The sequence below is a fragment of the Paucibacter sp. B2R-40 genome (assembly GCF_025717555.1).
GTDB lineage: Bacteria > Pseudomonadota > Gammaproteobacteria > Burkholderiales > Burkholderiaceae_C > Paucibacter_A.
The window spans coordinates 210622-226456 of sequence record NZ_JAJIRP010000002.1; the positions used below are offsets into that span (position 1 = coordinate 210622).

At 63.3% G+C, this 15835-nt stretch carries 10 protein-coding genes; 8 read left to right on the plus strand and 2 right to left on the minus strand.

Going from position 1 to position 15835, the window contains the following annotated elements; genetic code table 11:
* Positions 1-8 precede the first annotated feature (8 nt).
* The gene (locus LNV09_RS04920) at positions 9-968 is read right to left on the minus strand and encodes an ROK family protein (RefSeq protein WP_263555967.1); all 960 of its coding nucleotides are present in this window, start codon (positions 966-968) and stop codon (positions 9-11) included.
* Positions 940-2136: an AgaS family sugar isomerase gene (locus LNV09_RS04925; RefSeq protein WP_263555968.1), complete on the minus strand. Its 1197-nt coding sequence runs from the start codon at positions 2134-2136 to the stop codon at positions 940-942. The genes LNV09_RS04920 and LNV09_RS04925 overlap by 29 nt, the downstream gene beginning before the upstream one ends.
* A gap of 385 nt (positions 2137-2521) precedes the next feature.
* On the opposite strand from LNV09_RS04925, the gene LNV09_RS04930 reads away from it, so the two are divergent.
* From LNV09_RS04930 to LNV09_RS04965, 8 genes are all read left to right on the plus strand, one after another.
* Positions 2522-5950 carry a TIM-barrel domain-containing protein gene (locus LNV09_RS04930; protein ID WP_263555969.1) on the plus strand — a complete coding sequence of 1143 codons (3429 nt, stop codon included), beginning with the start codon at positions 2522-2524 and terminating at the stop codon, positions 5948-5950.
* A gap of 88 nt (positions 5951-6038) precedes the next feature.
* Positions 6039-8978 (plus strand): TonB-dependent receptor domain-containing protein, encoded by a 2940-nt coding sequence (locus LNV09_RS04935; RefSeq protein WP_263555970.1) that lies wholly within the window; start codon positions 6039-6041, stop codon positions 8976-8978.
* A 151-nt stretch (positions 8979-9129) separates the two neighbouring features.
* On the plus strand, positions 9130-10479 hold the full coding sequence (locus LNV09_RS04940; RefSeq protein WP_263555971.1) for a DUF3472 domain-containing protein: 1350 nt from the start codon (positions 9130-9132) through the stop codon (positions 10477-10479).
* Positions 10480-10494: 15 nt separating this feature from the next.
* Entirely contained in the window at positions 10495-11058 is a 564-nt protein-coding gene (locus LNV09_RS04945; RefSeq protein ID WP_263555972.1) for a PEP-CTERM sorting domain-containing protein, read from the plus strand.
* Between the two features lie 33 nt (positions 11059-11091).
* The gene (locus tag LNV09_RS04950) at positions 11092-12456 is read left to right on the plus strand and encodes a Gfo/Idh/MocA family protein (RefSeq protein WP_263555973.1); all 1365 of its coding nucleotides are present in this window, start codon (positions 11092-11094) and stop codon (positions 12454-12456) included.
* A 118-nt stretch (positions 12457-12574) separates the two neighbouring features.
* Entirely contained in the window at positions 12575-13312 is a 738-nt protein-coding gene (locus LNV09_RS04955) for a substrate-binding periplasmic protein (RefSeq protein WP_263555974.1), read from the plus strand.
* A 239-nt stretch (positions 13313-13551) separates the two neighbouring features.
* Positions 13552-13761: a hypothetical protein gene (locus LNV09_RS04960; protein WP_263555975.1), complete on the plus strand. Its 210-nt coding sequence runs from the start codon at positions 13552-13554 to the stop codon at positions 13759-13761.
* A gap of 58 nt (positions 13762-13819) precedes the next feature.
* Positions 13820-15811, plus strand: a complete 1992-nt coding sequence (locus tag LNV09_RS04965; RefSeq protein ID WP_263555976.1) for a hypothetical protein — start codon at positions 13820-13822, stop codon at positions 15809-15811.
* Positions 15812-15835: the final 24 nt, after the last annotated feature.

A 15835-nucleotide genomic window follows, 5' to 3' on the forward strand; every position in this document is an offset into this window, starting at 1 on the left:
GGCTTGCTCTAGGAATTTGAAATGAAAGGCTGCTGGCGCGCCAACAAGGCCGCGCCGCGCGTGCCGCCGGCGTCGCCGAAAGCGGGCGGCAGAATCGGCGGCACGCGTGCGCCCGCAAAAAGGTGGCGCGCCACTGCGGCGGGCAAATCTCGGTACAGGCGCTGCAGCTTGGACAAGCCCCCGCCCAGCACGATCACATGCGGGTCCAAGACCAGCACCAAGCCGGCCAGGCCGTAAGCCAGCACATCCAGATGCACGGCCAAGCTGCGCTGCGCCAGCGCCTCGCCACTGTCGGCACGCTCGCTGATGGCGGCGGCATCAAGCGCTGCACCGCCAAATTCTTGATACAGGGCCGCCAGCCCGCTGCCCGAAACATAACGCTCCAAGCAAGCAGTCAAGCCGCAGCCGCAAGGCCAGAGGGGCAGGCCATGGCGCTCGCGCAGCGTGGCCGGTAATCCGCCATGCCCCCATTCGCCGGCCAGGCTGTTGTAGCCGCGCAGCAAGCGCCCGCCGACGCAATAGCCGCCACCGGCACCGGTGCCCAGAATCGCCCCGAACATGCTCTCGGCCCCGGCCGCCGCGCCGCCGTGCGCCTCGGACAGCGCAAAACACTGGCAGTCATTGCCCACCACCACCGGCCGCCGCAGCCGCGCCGTCAAGGCCGGTGCCACCGCTTGGCCATTCAGCGCCGGCACATTGGAGCTCAACTGCAATCCACTGACCGGGTCGACGACACCGGGCAGGCCCAGGCCGACCACGCCGCGTTGACCCAAATCCGCATCGGCCGCCTCCACCAAGCCCGCCAACGCCTCGACAAAAGGCGAAAAGTCCTGGGTCGGCGTGTCAACACGCCGCCGCCAGCGCTCGCTCAAGACCGCGCCTTGGTAGGCCACCAACTCAATCTTGGTGCCGCCAATATCGATGCCGTAGAACAGGCCGTCAGTGAATATTGGGTGCGACATAGGCATGCAGGGTGACGCCTTGGACGACGCGGTTGACGGTGCCGTCCGGGAAAGGGTTGTCCGGCGTCAGCCCCAATGCGGCTGAGCGGTGCAGCGCGTACTGCTGTGCCGCCAGCAAACACAAAGGCGCCAGCCAAACATCGCCGGCGGCCGCCAGATCGGCGCCCACGCTGAACAGCAAATTGCCGGCGCCGCTGCCCGCCGCGCCAAGCTCACTTGTACCCACTTGCAAAACACGTCCGGCCACGCCTTCGCGCTGCAGCTCAGCCAACAAGTCAGCGTCGAATTTACGCACATGCGGGTCGCTGGACGGAAACAACACCACCAAGGTGTTCTCGTTCAGGATCGACTTGGGGCCATGGCGAAAACCCAAGCAGGTATTGGCGAAGGCCAGCACGCGCCCACAGGTCAGCTCCAGGATCTTCAGTGCCGACTCCTTGGCCAGCGCCTCCAGCGGCCCGCTTCCCAGGTAAACCACGCGCGCGAACGGCTCTTGGGCCAAGGCGGCGAGCGGCGCCGCCCAGTCGCGCAGCCGCAGTTCGGCCTGCGCTGCCAGTGCCTCGACGCGGGCCAAACGGTTGTCCCAAGCGTCGCGACCGAAGGCCAGCAGCGCCGCCAACTGCATGCAAGAAAAACTACTGGTCATCGCGAAGCCACGGTCACAGGAGCGGCTGGGCATCAAGAGATTGAAGCTATCACGCTGGTCGGCATTGCGTGTGTACAGCGCGCCGTCGGCATTGCAAGTAATGTTCAAAAAGAGCGGCGCGTCTACCAGCTGACGCAAGAGATCAACAGCACCCAGACTTTCGGGGCTATTGCCGCTGCGCGCGAAAGACACCAGCAGCGTCGGCTGATCGCGCCGCAAGTAAAGTGCCGGATGCGAGATCAGGCTGGTGGTGGCCACGGCGCGCACCTGCGCCGGCCAGAGGCGATTGATTTCATCCACCACGCCTTCGCCGCAGTAGGCGGAGCTGCCGGCGCCAGTCAGGATCACTTGGTGAGTCGGCTCGCTCAACCATTCATTCAAGAACGCGGCCAAAGCGGCTTGCCGTGCAGGCTCGAAGGACTGCGCCAGTTCGCGCCACACCGCCGGTTGCTGGGCAATCTCTTCGGCCGTAGCCAGCCCGCCTAGGGCCTGCCAGTCGTCACGGGGACGGTTCAGTAATGGATTCATTGAGCGCGGTGAAAACAGTGAAGCCGGAAGCGGCGGTAGTTGGGCATCGCTTGACAGCGATTTCACTTTCACTTTAGCAAAGTCGAAAGAAAAAAGAAAGTCAGGATCTAAAAAATAAATCAGGTCCAGCTGCGCAGCATGCTCTGCTCTAGTTCTCAGCTATAGCTTGTCAAAACAAAGCATGAGTCGATTCAATTGTGGTCAATTTGCAAGCAGCAACGAATCAATATTTTCGTTTCAATTGTTTATTTCTAGTGGTTTTCACTATATTTCGTCAAATATCTTTCGGTCTGCCTTTCACTCAATTGACTGCGGAACCCTGCTTGCCTAGAGTTCGATCAACTCTTTCAGATTGAGGCCTCGAACGGCCAGGGAACACACAGGCATGAAACTTCAAGCGCCGCAGGCTTTGAACAAATCACCGCTGAAGGCCACCAGCCTGGCGGCGCTGGTCGTCATCAGCTTGCTGCAAGTGGACGGGCTCGCGGCGGCGCCGCTGGGCAATCTGCGCGAATTGGTGGCTCTGCCAGCGTCCCCAGATCAAGCGACGAAGCCCAGCGCTGCGCAATGGGAGCTGCGCGCCGAAGGCAAGGCGCGCCTGCGCATCAGCCTGCTGCGGGCCGATGTGCTGCGCATCGAGGCCAGCCCCAACGAGCGTTTCGCCGCCAGCGAAGACAAGGCCGCGCCCATCGTGCTGGCACAGGCGCTGGCGCCAGTCAGCGCGATTGAACACAAGCTCAGCGACCAGGGCGACCATTACCTGCTGCAAACCGACAGCCTGGCGCTGCGCATCAACAAGAAGCCTTTGCGCCTGGCCCTCTACCGGGCCGACAACAAACAACTGCTGTGGCGCGAAACCGAAGGCCTGGACCTGAGCGACAAGCTGTCGGTGCAGACCCTGAGCAGCCACAAGAACGAGCGCTTCTACGGCGGCGGCCAGCAAAACGGCCGCTTCGAGTTCAAAGGCAAGCAACTCGAAGTGTCTTACTCCGGTGGCTGGGAAGAAGGCGACCGGCCCAGCCCGGCGCCGTTCTTGATGAGCTCAAACGGCTGGGGCATCTTGCGCAATAGCTGGCGCGACGGGTCCTACGATCTGCGCCAGAACGAGCGCATCACGCTGGCCCATCAAGACGGTCGCTTCGACGCCTTCATCTTCGCCGGCCCCGGCATACAGCAAGTCATGGCCCGTTACACCGAGTTGACCGGCCGCGCCAAGATGCTGCCGCGCTGGGCCTATGAGTACGGCGACGCCGATTGCTATAACGACGGCGATAACGTCAAGAAGCCCGGCACCGTGCCCAAAGGCTGGAGCGACGGCCCGACTGGCAAAACGCCCGATGTGATCGAGTCGGTGGCGAAAAAATACCGCGAGCACGATATGCCGGGCGGCTGGATTCTGCCCAACGACGGCTACGGCTGCGGCTATACCGATCTGCCCAAGGTCGTCGCGGGCCTGAGCGAGCTCGGCTTTCGTACCGGCCTGTGGACCGAGAACGGCGTCGACAAGATCAAGTGGGAGGTCGGCACGGCCGGCACCCGCGCACAAAAGCTCGATGTGGCCTGGACCGGCGCAGGCTACCAGTTCTCGATGGACGCGAATCAGTCCGCCTACCAGGGCATTTTGGACAACTCCGACGCGCGGCCGTTTTTGTGGACCGTGATGGGCTGGGCCGGCATACAGCGCTATGCGGTGACCTGGACCGGCGACCAAAGCAGCAGCTGGGACTACATCCGCTGGCATATCCCGACGCTGATCGGCTCGGCCCTGTCGGGCCAGGCCTATGCCAGCGGCGACGTGGACGCGATCTTCGGCGGCAGCCCCGAGACCTTCACGCGCGATCTGCAGTGGAAGACCTTCACGCCTGTGCTGATGGGCATGAGCGGCTGGGCGGCGCAGGCGCGCAAACACCCCTGGGCCTATGACGAGCCCTACCGCAGCATCAACCGCAAGTATCTGAAGCTGAAGCTGCGGCTAACACCCTATATGTACGGTCTGGCGCAAGAGGCCGAGGCCAGCGGCGCGCCGATTGTGCGCGGCCTGATGTGGGATCACCCGAACGACCCCAACGCCAACACCGAGGTCCACAAATACCAGTTTCTGCTCGGCCGCGAGCTGCTGGTGGCGCCGGTGTTCCGCAGTCAGACCGCATCGCAAGGCTGGCGCAAGAACATCTATCTGCCCGAGGGCTTGTGGTTCGACTACTGGGACGGCCGCCAAGTGCAAGCCGGCGCGAGCGGCAAGACGATTGATCTGCAAGTGACGCTGGACAAGCTGCCGGTGTTCGTGCGCGCCGGTGCAATCCTGCCGATGTACCCGGAAGTGCTGTTTGACGGGCAAAAACCCAAGGACCAGCTGACGCTGGACCTCTACCCGCAGGGCGAATCGAGCTACACGCTGTATGAGGACGACGGCCTGACTCGCCAATACAGCGAGCAGGGCAAGAACAGCCGCCAAGTGATAGCTATGAGCGCCCCGACACAAGGTGCTGGCGATATCCGCGTCAAGGTCGGCGCGGTGCAGGGCGACTATGCCGGCCAGGAGGCGCAGCGCAGCCTGGCGTTGATCGTACACAGCCGCGCCAAGCCGCAGGCGGTGGAACTCGGCGGCAAGGTCTTGCCGGAATCGACCGACCAAGCGGCATTTGATGCCGCCACGCAAGGATGGTGGTTTGATGCGAACGACAAATTCGGCACGGTCCACATCAAGACGCCCAAGCGCAGCATCCGCCATGCGGCCGAGTTCACGTTGAAGATATCAACAGAGGCCGTGCTGGTCAAAAACGAGGACTTCCCCGCCGCGCCAGAATTGGGCCGCCAAGTGCCGGTCGACAGCCTGACTGTCGTCAACCGCCCCGGCGAAGAGCCCGGCCACGCGATCGAGAACGCCTTTGACGGCAAGCCCGACACCTGGTTCCGCACCACGCGCAACCAGGCGATGCGTGCCGGCCCGCACGAATGGGTGCTGGGTCTGGGCGAGCGCCGCATGATCGACGGCTTCGAGATCGCGCCGCGCAATGACAAGAACTGGAAGCATGGCCAGGTGCGTGACTACGAGGTCTATCTGGGCGACAACAACGGCGATTGGGGCAAGCCGGTGCAAGTCGGTCAGCTCAAGCTGCAAGAGGGTCTGCAGACCGTCAACTTCGCCAAGCCGGCCGCCGGCCGCCTCTTGCGCTTCCGCGTGCTGAGCACCCATAACGGGGACGCTGATCAGGCAGCAAGCGGCGTGGATGAGATGGTCACCGCCGTGTCGGCACAGGCCGCCCCGGCCAAGGCCTTCAACGCGCTGGCGCCCAGCGAGGTCGAGCCGATTGTGCTGTCGGAGTTCCATCTGCTGGAACAGCGCGCGGGCGCAGGCTTGGCCGAGCAGCAACGCTATCTGTCTGAGCTGCGCCTGCCCAAAGGCGTCGCCAAAGACAAACCGGCCGGCGCAAGCCAAGCACTGGCCATGCGCATGAACGGCTTGAAGTTCCAGCAAGGCTTGGGCGTCGGTGCGCAAAGCCGCCTGGATCTGAAGCTGCAAGGGCCATGGAACCTGTTCCGCGCTGACCTTGGCATCGATGACAGTTGCCGCGCCTATGGCGGCCTGCAGTTCCAGATCTGGGGCGATGAGCGCCTCCTTTACGACAGCGGCCTGGTGCAGGCACCCGCCGTCGTCAAGCCCGAGATCGACGTGCGCGGCTTGACAACATTGAGCCTGCGCACGCTGGGCGCCGTCGGCAAAGAGGCTCACAAAGTCTGCGCCAACTGGGCCAATGCCGCGCTCTTGGGTTTCGAAGGCGCACAAGTTGAAATCAATCAGGGTAAGAAATAGCGCAGAGCCCCCAAAGAGGGCCTGTCAAAAATAACTTAAGAACTAGGCGGCAGATGGGTCTGACCGCCTTCAACCGGAGAACATGAAAATGAAAGTTACGAAATTGGTGGCACTGCTGGCTGCAGCAGGTTTGGTTCAAGTGACTCACACAGCCTATGCCGCTGAAGAGCTGGACCGCGTTGAGATCACCGGCTCCAGCATCAAGCGGGTCAACGCCGAAACGGCTTCGCCGGTGCAGGTGATCACGGCCAAGCAAATCGAAAGCATGGGGGCACGCACCTTGATGCAAGTCTTGGACAACCTGCCCGCCGCGCGCCCCGGTCAGCAAGACTTCCGCTCCTTGTTCAGCGGCTCTGACGGCGCCTCGCAAGCCAATCTGCGCGGCCTCGGCGCACAGGGCACCTTGGTGCTGTTGAACGGCCGCCGCCTGTCCTTCTACGGGGCACCGGAAGGCTTTCAGACCCAGTTCGTCAATATCGACGCGATCCCCGCCGCCGCGATCGAGCGCATGGAGGTGCTGACCGACGGCGCCTCGGCCGTCTACGGCTCGGACGCGATCGCCGGCGTCATCAATGTGATCACCAAACGGGCTTATCAGGGCTTGGAGCTGAGCCTGACGACCGATCACTCACGCGAAGTCAAGGCTTATGGCGAACACCAGGCCAGCGCCACCTACGGCTTCGGCGACTTCGAGCGCGACCGTTTCAATATCTACGGCTCGATCAATCTGTTCAAACGCGACCGCATTGCCTTCTCGGACACCTACGACAAGCGCCCTGAGCAGTTCTATATCAACAACCCGACCTTCATCAGTGACCTGCGCATCGGCACTGGCAGCGAGCGCGGCGTGCTCAACCCCGGCACCCTGTTTGTGTTTGACTCCAAGAATGTGCGCACCAGAATGGCCGCGCCGGGTTGCAACAATGTCCTGACCTCGGGCGCCAGCACCAGCTGCGTCGTCAATGGCTTGCCCAATCAACTCGACACCGGCCCCAAGAGCGACCGCGCCACTGGCTACCTGGCGGGGCGCCTGAATATCAGCCCGGCGATGGAGGGCTTTGCCGAGCTCGTCTACACCGACATCAATCTGCGCGGCGAGCGCGGACCGGGCAGCTTCAGCAGCGGCCAGACCATCAACTGGTACTCGCGCAATACCGGCACCACGCTGAACACCTTTATCGCCCCCTTCCTCGGCCCCAATAACGAATACAACAAGCTGACCCCTGAGCTCAAGGCCAAGATGGGCGGCGCCGCCGGCCTGAGCTATTTGCTGCAAGATGCGACCGGCCATTTTGGTCAAGAAACGCTGGACAAGAGCTACCGCGCCATGACCGGTGTGCGCGGCACCCTATTTGGCGACTGGGACTATGAAACCGCCTTGAGCGTGGCCGGCAGCCACTCGACGGTTTTGCAAACGGGCAATATCAACACGCTCGGTTTCGAGAAGGCTTTTGGCCCCTTCACCTACGACCCGGTCAGCAAGCGCAGCTTCATCCCCGACCATCCGGCCTTCCAGTTCGGCGTAATCAACGAGAAGAATGCCGCACTGATCCGCGAGGCTTTCGCGACCTTTGACATCCAGTCCTGGACCAAGCTGGTCAGCCTGGACGGCAAGATCGAGGGCAAGGTCGCCACGCTGCCGGCCGGCGATGTGCGCGCTGCTTTTGGCTACAACCTGATGCGGGAATCCTTCTACACGCCCGGCAACAAGGACGCGGCCGACGGCCACATCACCCAGCAAGGCGGCTCCTGGTTTGACGGCCAGCGCACCATAGGCGCGCTGTTCAGCGAGGCCATCGTGCCTATCACCAAGAGCCTGGAGCTGGACGCCGCCGTGCGCCTGGACAAGTACCCGAACTTTGCCGCCAATCTGGCGCCCAAGGTCGGCCTGAAGTTCCGCGCCATGCCGGAGCTGCTGCTGCGTGGCACTTACTCACAGGGCTTTCGCGCGCCGAATTTGGCCGAGTCCGGCGAAGGCGGCGTGTTTGCCCAGCGCGGCGGCATGAAGGACACCGTGCGCTGCAATGAAACCAACGCCATCGCCAATCAATTGAAAAAGTCGGTCGACAAGGCGGACCAGGATCTCGGCAATACCTTGCTCAACAGCAACTGCAGCAACAATATCGCCGGGCTGACACCGCCCAACAAGGATCTGAAACCCGAAACAGCCAAGAGTGGCACCTTGGGCCTGGTATTCCAACCTGGCAAGAACTTCGACATCTCGGCCGACTATTGGTTGATCCAGCGGCGCGACGAGATCATCCGCCAGGATTTCCAGGAGCTTTATGACCAATACGCCGAGAAATACGGTCCGAGCCTGGCCGGCGCCCCGGGCGTGATCCGCAGCCCGATCACCGATACCGACAAGAGCAACGTCGCCGCGGCCGCCGCCATGTGCGCCAACCCGGCCAATGCGGCCGCCTGCAGCGGCAAGCCCTTGAGTTATTCGGTAGGCCTGCTGGCGGGCATGAGCAACAGCTATCTGAACCGTGGCCGCACCCTGGTCGACGGTTTCGACATCGACGCGCATGGCCGCTTCAGCCTGGGCGAAATGGGCAAGCTCAATCTGGGTGTGGCCGCCACCATCATGAACCGCAACAAGCATGACGACGCGCTCGGCGAAGGCTTCTCGCAGAACTATGTCGGCTATTACGGCCAACCCAAGTACCGTGCGACCTTCAATGCTGATTGGCGCTATCAGAACTTCGGCAGCAGCTTGTTCGTCAACTACACCGGCGGCACCAAATGGGCCTATGACAAAACCGATGAGGAGAACAACAACCCGACGACCTGTACTGCTGCCGATGTGGCCCTTCCGGCCAATCTGTGCGGCGGCGCGCCGTCCTACTACACGGTCAATCTGGGCTTCAACTGGGAGCCGGTCAAGTCCTTGAATCTGGGCCTGAACATCAAGAACGTCTTGAACAAGCAGCCGGACTACGACCCGAATGGCTGGGAAGGCTATAACCACGCGCTGAACGTTTTCGGCCGCGTCTACAGCCTGTCGGCCAGCTACAAGTTCTGGTAAGCCGCAGCCGCCCACAACCCGTACAGCAGCGCTTGGGCCCGCCATCGCCTGGCAGGCCGGGCGCCGCTGTGCACGCCGAACCCAGCTTTGATCACAGAAAGTGTCTATGCAAGTGCAAATCTTTAAGGGGCCTAGCAGTGCCAGCCGGCCCTTGAGCCTGCTCACCCTCAGCGCGCTGATGTCGCTGCTGTCGCTGGCCGCTTGCGGCGGCGGCAATCTGGCGGAGGAGCCTGCTTCCGCTGCTGCTGCCGCAGCAGATGCTGGCCCCAGCATGCGAGCGCTGGCCGCACCGGCGGTCGCCGCCGCCAAAGCCCGCGCGCCACAAGTCGCCCTTGGCGGCAATGCTTACATCACCGCAGCCGGCCCCGACACGACGGAGTGGATCTCCAATGAAGAAGGGCTGATGGACTGGACCGCCCCGGCCACGGTGATCAGCACTTATGTGCGGGTCGCGCAGCCGGGCAAGTTCAATATCGTACTCAAGGGCAGCGCGCCGGACGGCGGCGTCAGCACGCTGCGCATCACGGCCCAGGGCAAGAGCTTCACCCAGCGCCTGACGGCCGGCACGGCGCAAGTCACCAGCCTGGCCACGGTCGATGTGGCTCAAGCCGGCTACGTCAAGATCGATGTACAAGGGCTCAAGCGCACGGGCGCGGAGTTCGGCAAGCTGACGGCCATCGAATTGAGCGGCACGGCCACCACCGGTCTGCTTTATGCCAATGCGCCGGAGGACTATTACTGGTCGCGCCGCGGCCCTTCGGTGCATCTGTCCTATGCCGTGCCGGCCAATACCGAATACGCCTACAGCGAGTTGCAGATCCCCGTCGGCGAAGACCCGATCGGCTCCTACTTCATGGCCAATGGCTTCGGCCAGGGCTATATGGGCATTCAGGTGAACGGACCGGACGAGCGCCGCGTGCTGTTCTCGGTCTGGGACCCGGACGGTGGTGGCAAGACCACCTTGGTCAAGAAAGGCCCGGACGTCGTCGTCAATGAGTTCGGCGGCGAAGGCACAGGCGGCCAGTCCTACCTGCTCTACCCCTGGGTGGCCGGCAATACCTATAGATTCATCACCCGCGTGCGGCCCGACGGCCAGGGCGCCAGCCTGTACTCGGCCTGGTTCTTCGCACCCGAAGACGGCCAATGGCATTTCATCGCCACCTGGACCCGCCCTAACATCACGACTTGGCTGACCGACTTCTACGCCTTTGCCGAGAACTTCGACGGTGACTACGGTTGGCGTGAACGCAAGATGCTGCACGGCCAGCAATGGGCGGTCAACAAAGACGGCACTTGGAAAGAGCTGAACCGCGCCCGCTTCAGCGTCGACGCGACCGGCGCCAACAAGCAGCGCCTGGACTATGCCGGCGGCGTCGATGCCAGCGGCAAATTCTTCTTGCGCAATGGCGGGTTCTTCAATGAGACGGTGACGGCGGGCCAATACTTCACGCGCCCGCTGACCGGCGTCAAACCCGACGTTCGACTCGATACCTTGCCTTGAACTGAGATGCTCATCATGAATAAATGTCTCACTCGCTGGAGCTTGGCGCTTGCCACTGCTGTGTCCGTCGCCCTGCCCGCAAGCGCCGATGTGCTGACGCTGGATGTCAGCGGCATCAATAGCCAGGACGTGATCGGCTCGGCCGCCAACACCGTCCTCAACTTCAATCTCGGCGCGCTGGCCCATATCAACAGCCTCAGCTGGCAAGTCAATCTGGATGCCTACAACCCGAGTTGGCTGTCGGAGCTGCAGCTGAGCCTGAGCGGAGCACAGACGAGCAGCGCCGGCCTGTTGTTGGCGCCCGGCGCGGGCAGCGACTTTTCTGGCAGCCAGGCCTTTGGCGGCTCGATTGATTTGCTCGATCAGGGCTTGGACTTCAGCGTCGGCGCCGACGGCATCTTGCGTTTGGAGTTCAGCGAAGCGGCGTCCGATGGCCTGAGCCCCGACGGGCGCTGGGTCAGCGGCCAAGTCGTGATCGACTGGACCGCCGCCGCTGTGCCTGAGCCGGCTGGCTATGCTCTATTCGGCTTGGGTTTAGTCCTGATGGCTGGGCTGGCACGATCACGTAAGCTCAGCTGACTGCACCTCCATTTCCCCATGCCTGCCATGACCATGAATCGTAGAAATTTCCTCCGCTCCTCCACCACCGCGCTGGGTGGATCGGCACTGCTGACGCCCGCGTTTTCCGCTCAAGCCGCCACCCGCCCGCGCCTGCGCGTCGGCTTGATCGGCACCGGCATGCGGGGTCAGGTCTTGCTGAAAGAGCTGCTGCGCCGCGACGATGTGGACGTGGTGGCGCTGTGCGATATCGAGCCCATCATGCTGGGCCGGGCGCTGGCCATGGTGGAGAAGTTCAAGAAGCCCAAGCCGAGCACTTATGGCGAGAGTGGCGACAAGCTGGCCTACTTGCAACTGCTGGCGCAAAAAGACTTGGACGCCGTCATCATCGCCACGCCCTGGGAGCTGCATGCGGCGATGGCGATCGCGGCAATGGAGGCCAAGGTCGCGGTGGGCTGCGAGGTGGTGGCCGGCGTCACGCTGCAAGATCACTGGGATGTTTTGCGCACCCAGCAGCGCACCGGCACACCGTATATGTTGCTCGAGAACGTCTGCTACCGGCGCGATGTGATGGCGGTACTGCAGATGGTGCGGGCCCAGATGTTCGGCGAGCTGGTCCACTTGCAGGGCGGCTATCAGCATGATCTGCGTGCGGTCAAATTCAATTCCGGTGACCCAGCCAAGCCCTATGGTGGCGGCGTCGAGTTTGGTGAAAAGGGCTGGTCGGAGGCGCGCTGGCGCACCCAACATGCGGTCGACCGCAATGGCGAGCTGTATCCCAGCCACGGCATCGGCCCCTGCGCGATGTACGCGAACATCCACCGCGGCAACCGCTTCACGCATATCAATGCCTTCGCCAGCAAGGCGCGCGGCCTGCATGACTTTGTCGCCAACAAAATGGGCAAGCCCGAGCACCCCTCGGCCAAGGTCAACTTCAAGCTCGGCGACATTGTCACCACCAGCTTGGCCTGCGAGAACGGCGAGACGATTCTGTTGCAGCATGACACCTCGCTGCCGCGCCCCTATTCGCTGGGCTTCCGGGTGCAGGGCACGAATGGTTTGTGGATGGACGTGAACAACTCGGTGCATATCGAGGGCATCAGCAAGCCGCATGAGTGGGAAGACTTCCAGGCCTACCAGGACAAGTTCGAGCACCCGCTGTGGAAGAAGCACGCCGCCACCGCGGCTGAGGCAGGACACGGCGGCATGGACTGGTTTGTCGTCAACGCCTTTATCGAAGCGCTGAAGGCCGATGCGCCCATGCCCATCGACGTCTATGACGCGGTGGCCTGGAGTGCCATCACGCCGCTGTCGGAGCAGTCGATTGCCGAGGGCTTCAAGACCCTCCCCTTCCCGGACTTCACCGAAGGGCAGTGGAAGACGCGCAAGCCGATCTTTGCCTTTGGCGACAAGTACTGATTCATAAGGCCCGCGCCCGGTTCGCCCAGACTTTGCCGGCGATCAAGCTTTGGGGCCTTTTGCCCTGAAGGCTCGCCGCTATCATCAAACCTGTCTCGGCTCGAGACTGGGGTTATTGATGCACGGCTTGGCGATGTACGTGGCGAGTTTCTTGGTTGCAATGGGCTTGGGCTTGGGTGCCAGCTCGGCCGCCGCCGCCGACTTGGTGCTCATCGTCGACGCCAGCACCGAGATGCCCTGGGCGCAGCTGCAAAGAAATCAAGTACTTGCCGGCCTGCACTGGGATTTGGGGCAGGCCCTGGCCAAGCAGCTGGGCCGGGACCTCAGGTTCTTGGTCTTGCCTCGCAAACGCATTGCCAGGGCTTTAGAGGCAGGCGACGGGGACCTCGTCTGCGGCCTGCTACCCAAATGGTTTGCCGGACCATTCGATTGGAGTCTGCCGGTGCTGCCGGATGGCGAGCTGATCTTGAGTCTGGCGAGTGCCACAGCGCCCAAGGCCATCAGCGAACTGCGCGGGAAGCCGCTCGGCACCGTCAGCGGCTTTGTCTATCCGGAACTTGAGCAAACGCTGGGCGAGGGTTTTGTCCGTGAGGACGCGCCCAACGCAGCGGCCAATCTGCGCAAGCTCAATCTTGGCCGCATGCAATATGCTGTCTCGAATCAGCTCTATGTCGACTACCAGCGCCACCAAGGCGCCCTCAAAGTGGCCTTGAATCCGGACTTCATGCTGGCCAGCTACGTGATGCCTTGCGCCTTGTCGCGGCGCAGCCAGATCAAGCTCGATGCCCTGAACCAAGCGATTACCCAGTTGGAGAGAAGCGGCGCCCTGCACCAGATGAGCAGCGCCTACCGCTGAAATATCGGCACGGCAATCGCTGCCATTCGTCGCCCCCAATCCCATTTGGCGCGGCCCAGCCAGCGCTTCGTCGCTTGGCCGTGGCGCCGCGCTTCGGCATTGCGGACACTGCAGACATTGCAAACAAGCACCCCCAGGCCGAGGAGTTACGTCGGCCGCCCCCCAAGGGGGTCAGACAAGCTCGGGGCGGCCCTTCTCTTGTCTGAGAGGAGCCCCCTCAACCCCAAGGAGTCCCAGCCATGAACACCAGTCGCCATCACCAACTTTTGACCACTTTTCTGACCGCTCTCGGCGCCGTTGCTGCGTCGGCCGTGCTGGGCATGAATCTGGCCGAACAGGCCGACCAAGCTGCGGCCCAACAGCAAGTGGAAAAGCGGCAGGTGCATGAGATGACGGCGCAGGTGCACAAGCTGCCGACAGTGCTGATCGAAGGCCGCCGCCAGGCCTGAGCGCGGGCCCAACGAAGCCCTCGCTGACGGTTAACATCGCCGCCTCAAGAGGGGCGGCATGAAAAATAAACCAGACACATTGGCAAAACTGCGGCGCCATGCGCTGCAACTTGGGTTCTTGACCCAGGTCTTGATTTTGACGGCCTGCGGCGGTGGTGGCAGCAGCGATAGCCCCGCCCCCGATCCTGCCCCGCCGCCGGTACTGCCCGTGCCGCCGCTGAGTGCCGAATGTCAGCCCGGCTCGGTCGCCCGGCTGGCGCAAGAGGCGGCGCCACTGGCCGGCCGTAACACCGAGATTGCACTGCTCGCATGCAGCGGCAAGGAACTGAAAGCCCTGAGCTGGCGCCAGACCGGCGGCGCGCCGCTGAACCTGCTGTCGGCACGCTCGCAAGCGATCACACTGGACCCGCTCCTCGGCCAAGCCTACCGCTTTGACTTGAGCTACCAAGACGGCCAAGGCAGCAGCTTCGTCCAAAGCGTGCTGGTGGAGGCCAAGGCGGCGCAGGCCGATGATGCGGCCGCCCTGCGCGGCGAGCCCTCGGTGCTGGCCGGCGGCAAGACCTCGGTGCGCGTCACCAGCGCCAAGCTCGGCGAAGCCGATTGGGCGCTGGCGACGGTGCAGTGGCGCCAACTGGACGGACCCACGGTGTACTTGGGCGAGACCAATGGCCAACGCGTGGTTTTCACCGCGCCGCAGACGACGATAGACGCCACGCTGCGTCTGCAGGCCGACATCACCCTGGCCAGCGGCGCCAAGCTCAGTGGGCAATTCAATCTGCTGGTGCAAGCGCCGCCACCCAACGCGCCGGCCGATCTGCTGTTCAGCGCCAACGACCCGGCCAGCCGCGTCTACCCTTATCTCGCGCAGGGGCCCTACGCGTCAGCGCTGGACGAATGCGTCTACAACCCGCGGCTGACGAGCAGCAATCTGTGCACCCTGGGCAAGCTGCCCTTGCTGGGCCAGGCCACCGCTGGCCAGGTGCCGACGATCGAGCAGGTGATGCAGCGCGTGCTGGTGTCGAACGACTGGATGGGCGAGGTGTTCGAGCGCTTCTTGCGCGAGGAAGACAAATTCGGCGACTACCGCCGCATGTTGGCCAGCGTCACAGCCATCGTCATCGGTGGCCGGGTCCGGCCGGCTTTCTACTGGAACGCGACCGGCGCCATCTATCTCGACGCCAGCAATCTGTGGCTCACGCCCGAACAGCGCGACACGGTCAGCGAGTCGCCCGACCCGCGCAGCAATAATGGTGCGCTGCTGGGCTTCGCCTCACCTTGGCGTTATGTGAAAGACAACCAGCATGCCTACAACAGCCTGGCGCGCGAGCCGCGCCTGAGCCGCCCCTTGAGCGAAGTGGACTATGCATTGGGCAGCTTGCTGTATCACGAGTTGACCCACGCGGCCGACTTCATGCCGCCGCGCACGCACGCCACGCTGCCCACCGACAAGCGGGTCTACCAAGCCGGCCCGGCGCGCGGCCTCTCGCAGAGCTTGTACGAGCAGTACCCCTTCTTTTCGAGAGAGCTGCAGAGTCTGGCCAAAGTGCTGTCCTTTGGCGCCGCGCCGACGCCGCAGCAAATCGCTTACACACCGAGCGACATCGTCTACTTCTTCAGCGCGGACCGCGTCAACGACGACTACGCTTACTCGGTGCCCGATGGCCAAAGCTTCTCGCGCGAGGACGCCGCCATGCTGGTGGAAGAAACCATGATGCAGCTGCGCTACGGCGTGCTGCGCGACTATGCGGTCACCAACAAGCTGGTTGAAGGCGCGCTCAGCGCCGATCTGATCATCACCTGGGGCCAGCGCGGCCGCATCGGCGAGGCAGCGATCAAGCCGCGCGCCAAGCTGGTCCTGGCCGAGGCGCTGCCCTGGGTCGACACGGCCCTGGTCGACACGCTGGCGCCGCCGCTGATGCTGCGAGCCGGCCAGAGCTGGGGCGCCAATCTGGACCAGGCTGCCTTGGCGGCCGGCAAGCTCAGGCCGCTGTCGGCGCAGCAGCGCCTGAATGAGCGCGAACAGACGACGCGCGAACTGCGTTCGCGCTGAGCCCTTCAACCAGCCGCTTAGCCC

Bases quoted from the DNA above. Each gene is read 5' to 3' on its own strand.
- LNV09_RS04920 (WP_263555967.1), bottom strand. From the start codon at position 968: ATGCCTATGTCGCACCCAATATTCACTGACGGCCTGTTCTACGGCATC.
- LNV09_RS04935 (WP_263555970.1), top strand. From the start codon at position 6,039: ATGAAAGTTACGAAATTGGTGGCACTGCTGGCTGCAGCAGGTTTGGTT.
- LNV09_RS04945 (WP_263555972.1), top strand. From the start codon at position 10,495: ATGAATAAATGTCTCACTCGCTGGAGCTTGGCGCTTGCCACTGCTGTG.
- LNV09_RS04950 (WP_263555973.1), top strand. From the start codon at position 11,092: ATGAATCGTAGAAATTTCCTCCGCTCCTCCACCACCGCGCTGGGTGGA.
- LNV09_RS04930 (WP_263555969.1), top strand. From the start codon at position 2,522: ATGAAACTTCAAGCGCCGCAGGCTTTGAACAAATCACCGCTGAAGGCC.
- LNV09_RS04925 (WP_263555968.1), bottom strand. From the start codon at position 2,136: ATGAATCCATTACTGAACCGTCCCCGTGACGACTGGCAGGCCCTAGGC.
- LNV09_RS04955 (WP_263555974.1), top strand. From the start codon at position 12,575: ATGCACGGCTTGGCGATGTACGTGGCGAGTTTCTTGGTTGCAATGGGC.
- LNV09_RS04965 (WP_263555976.1), top strand. From the start codon at position 13,820: ATGAAAAATAAACCAGACACATTGGCAAAACTGCGGCGCCATGCGCTG.
- LNV09_RS04960 (WP_263555975.1), top strand. From the start codon at position 13,552: ATGAACACCAGTCGCCATCACCAACTTTTGACCACTTTTCTGACCGCT.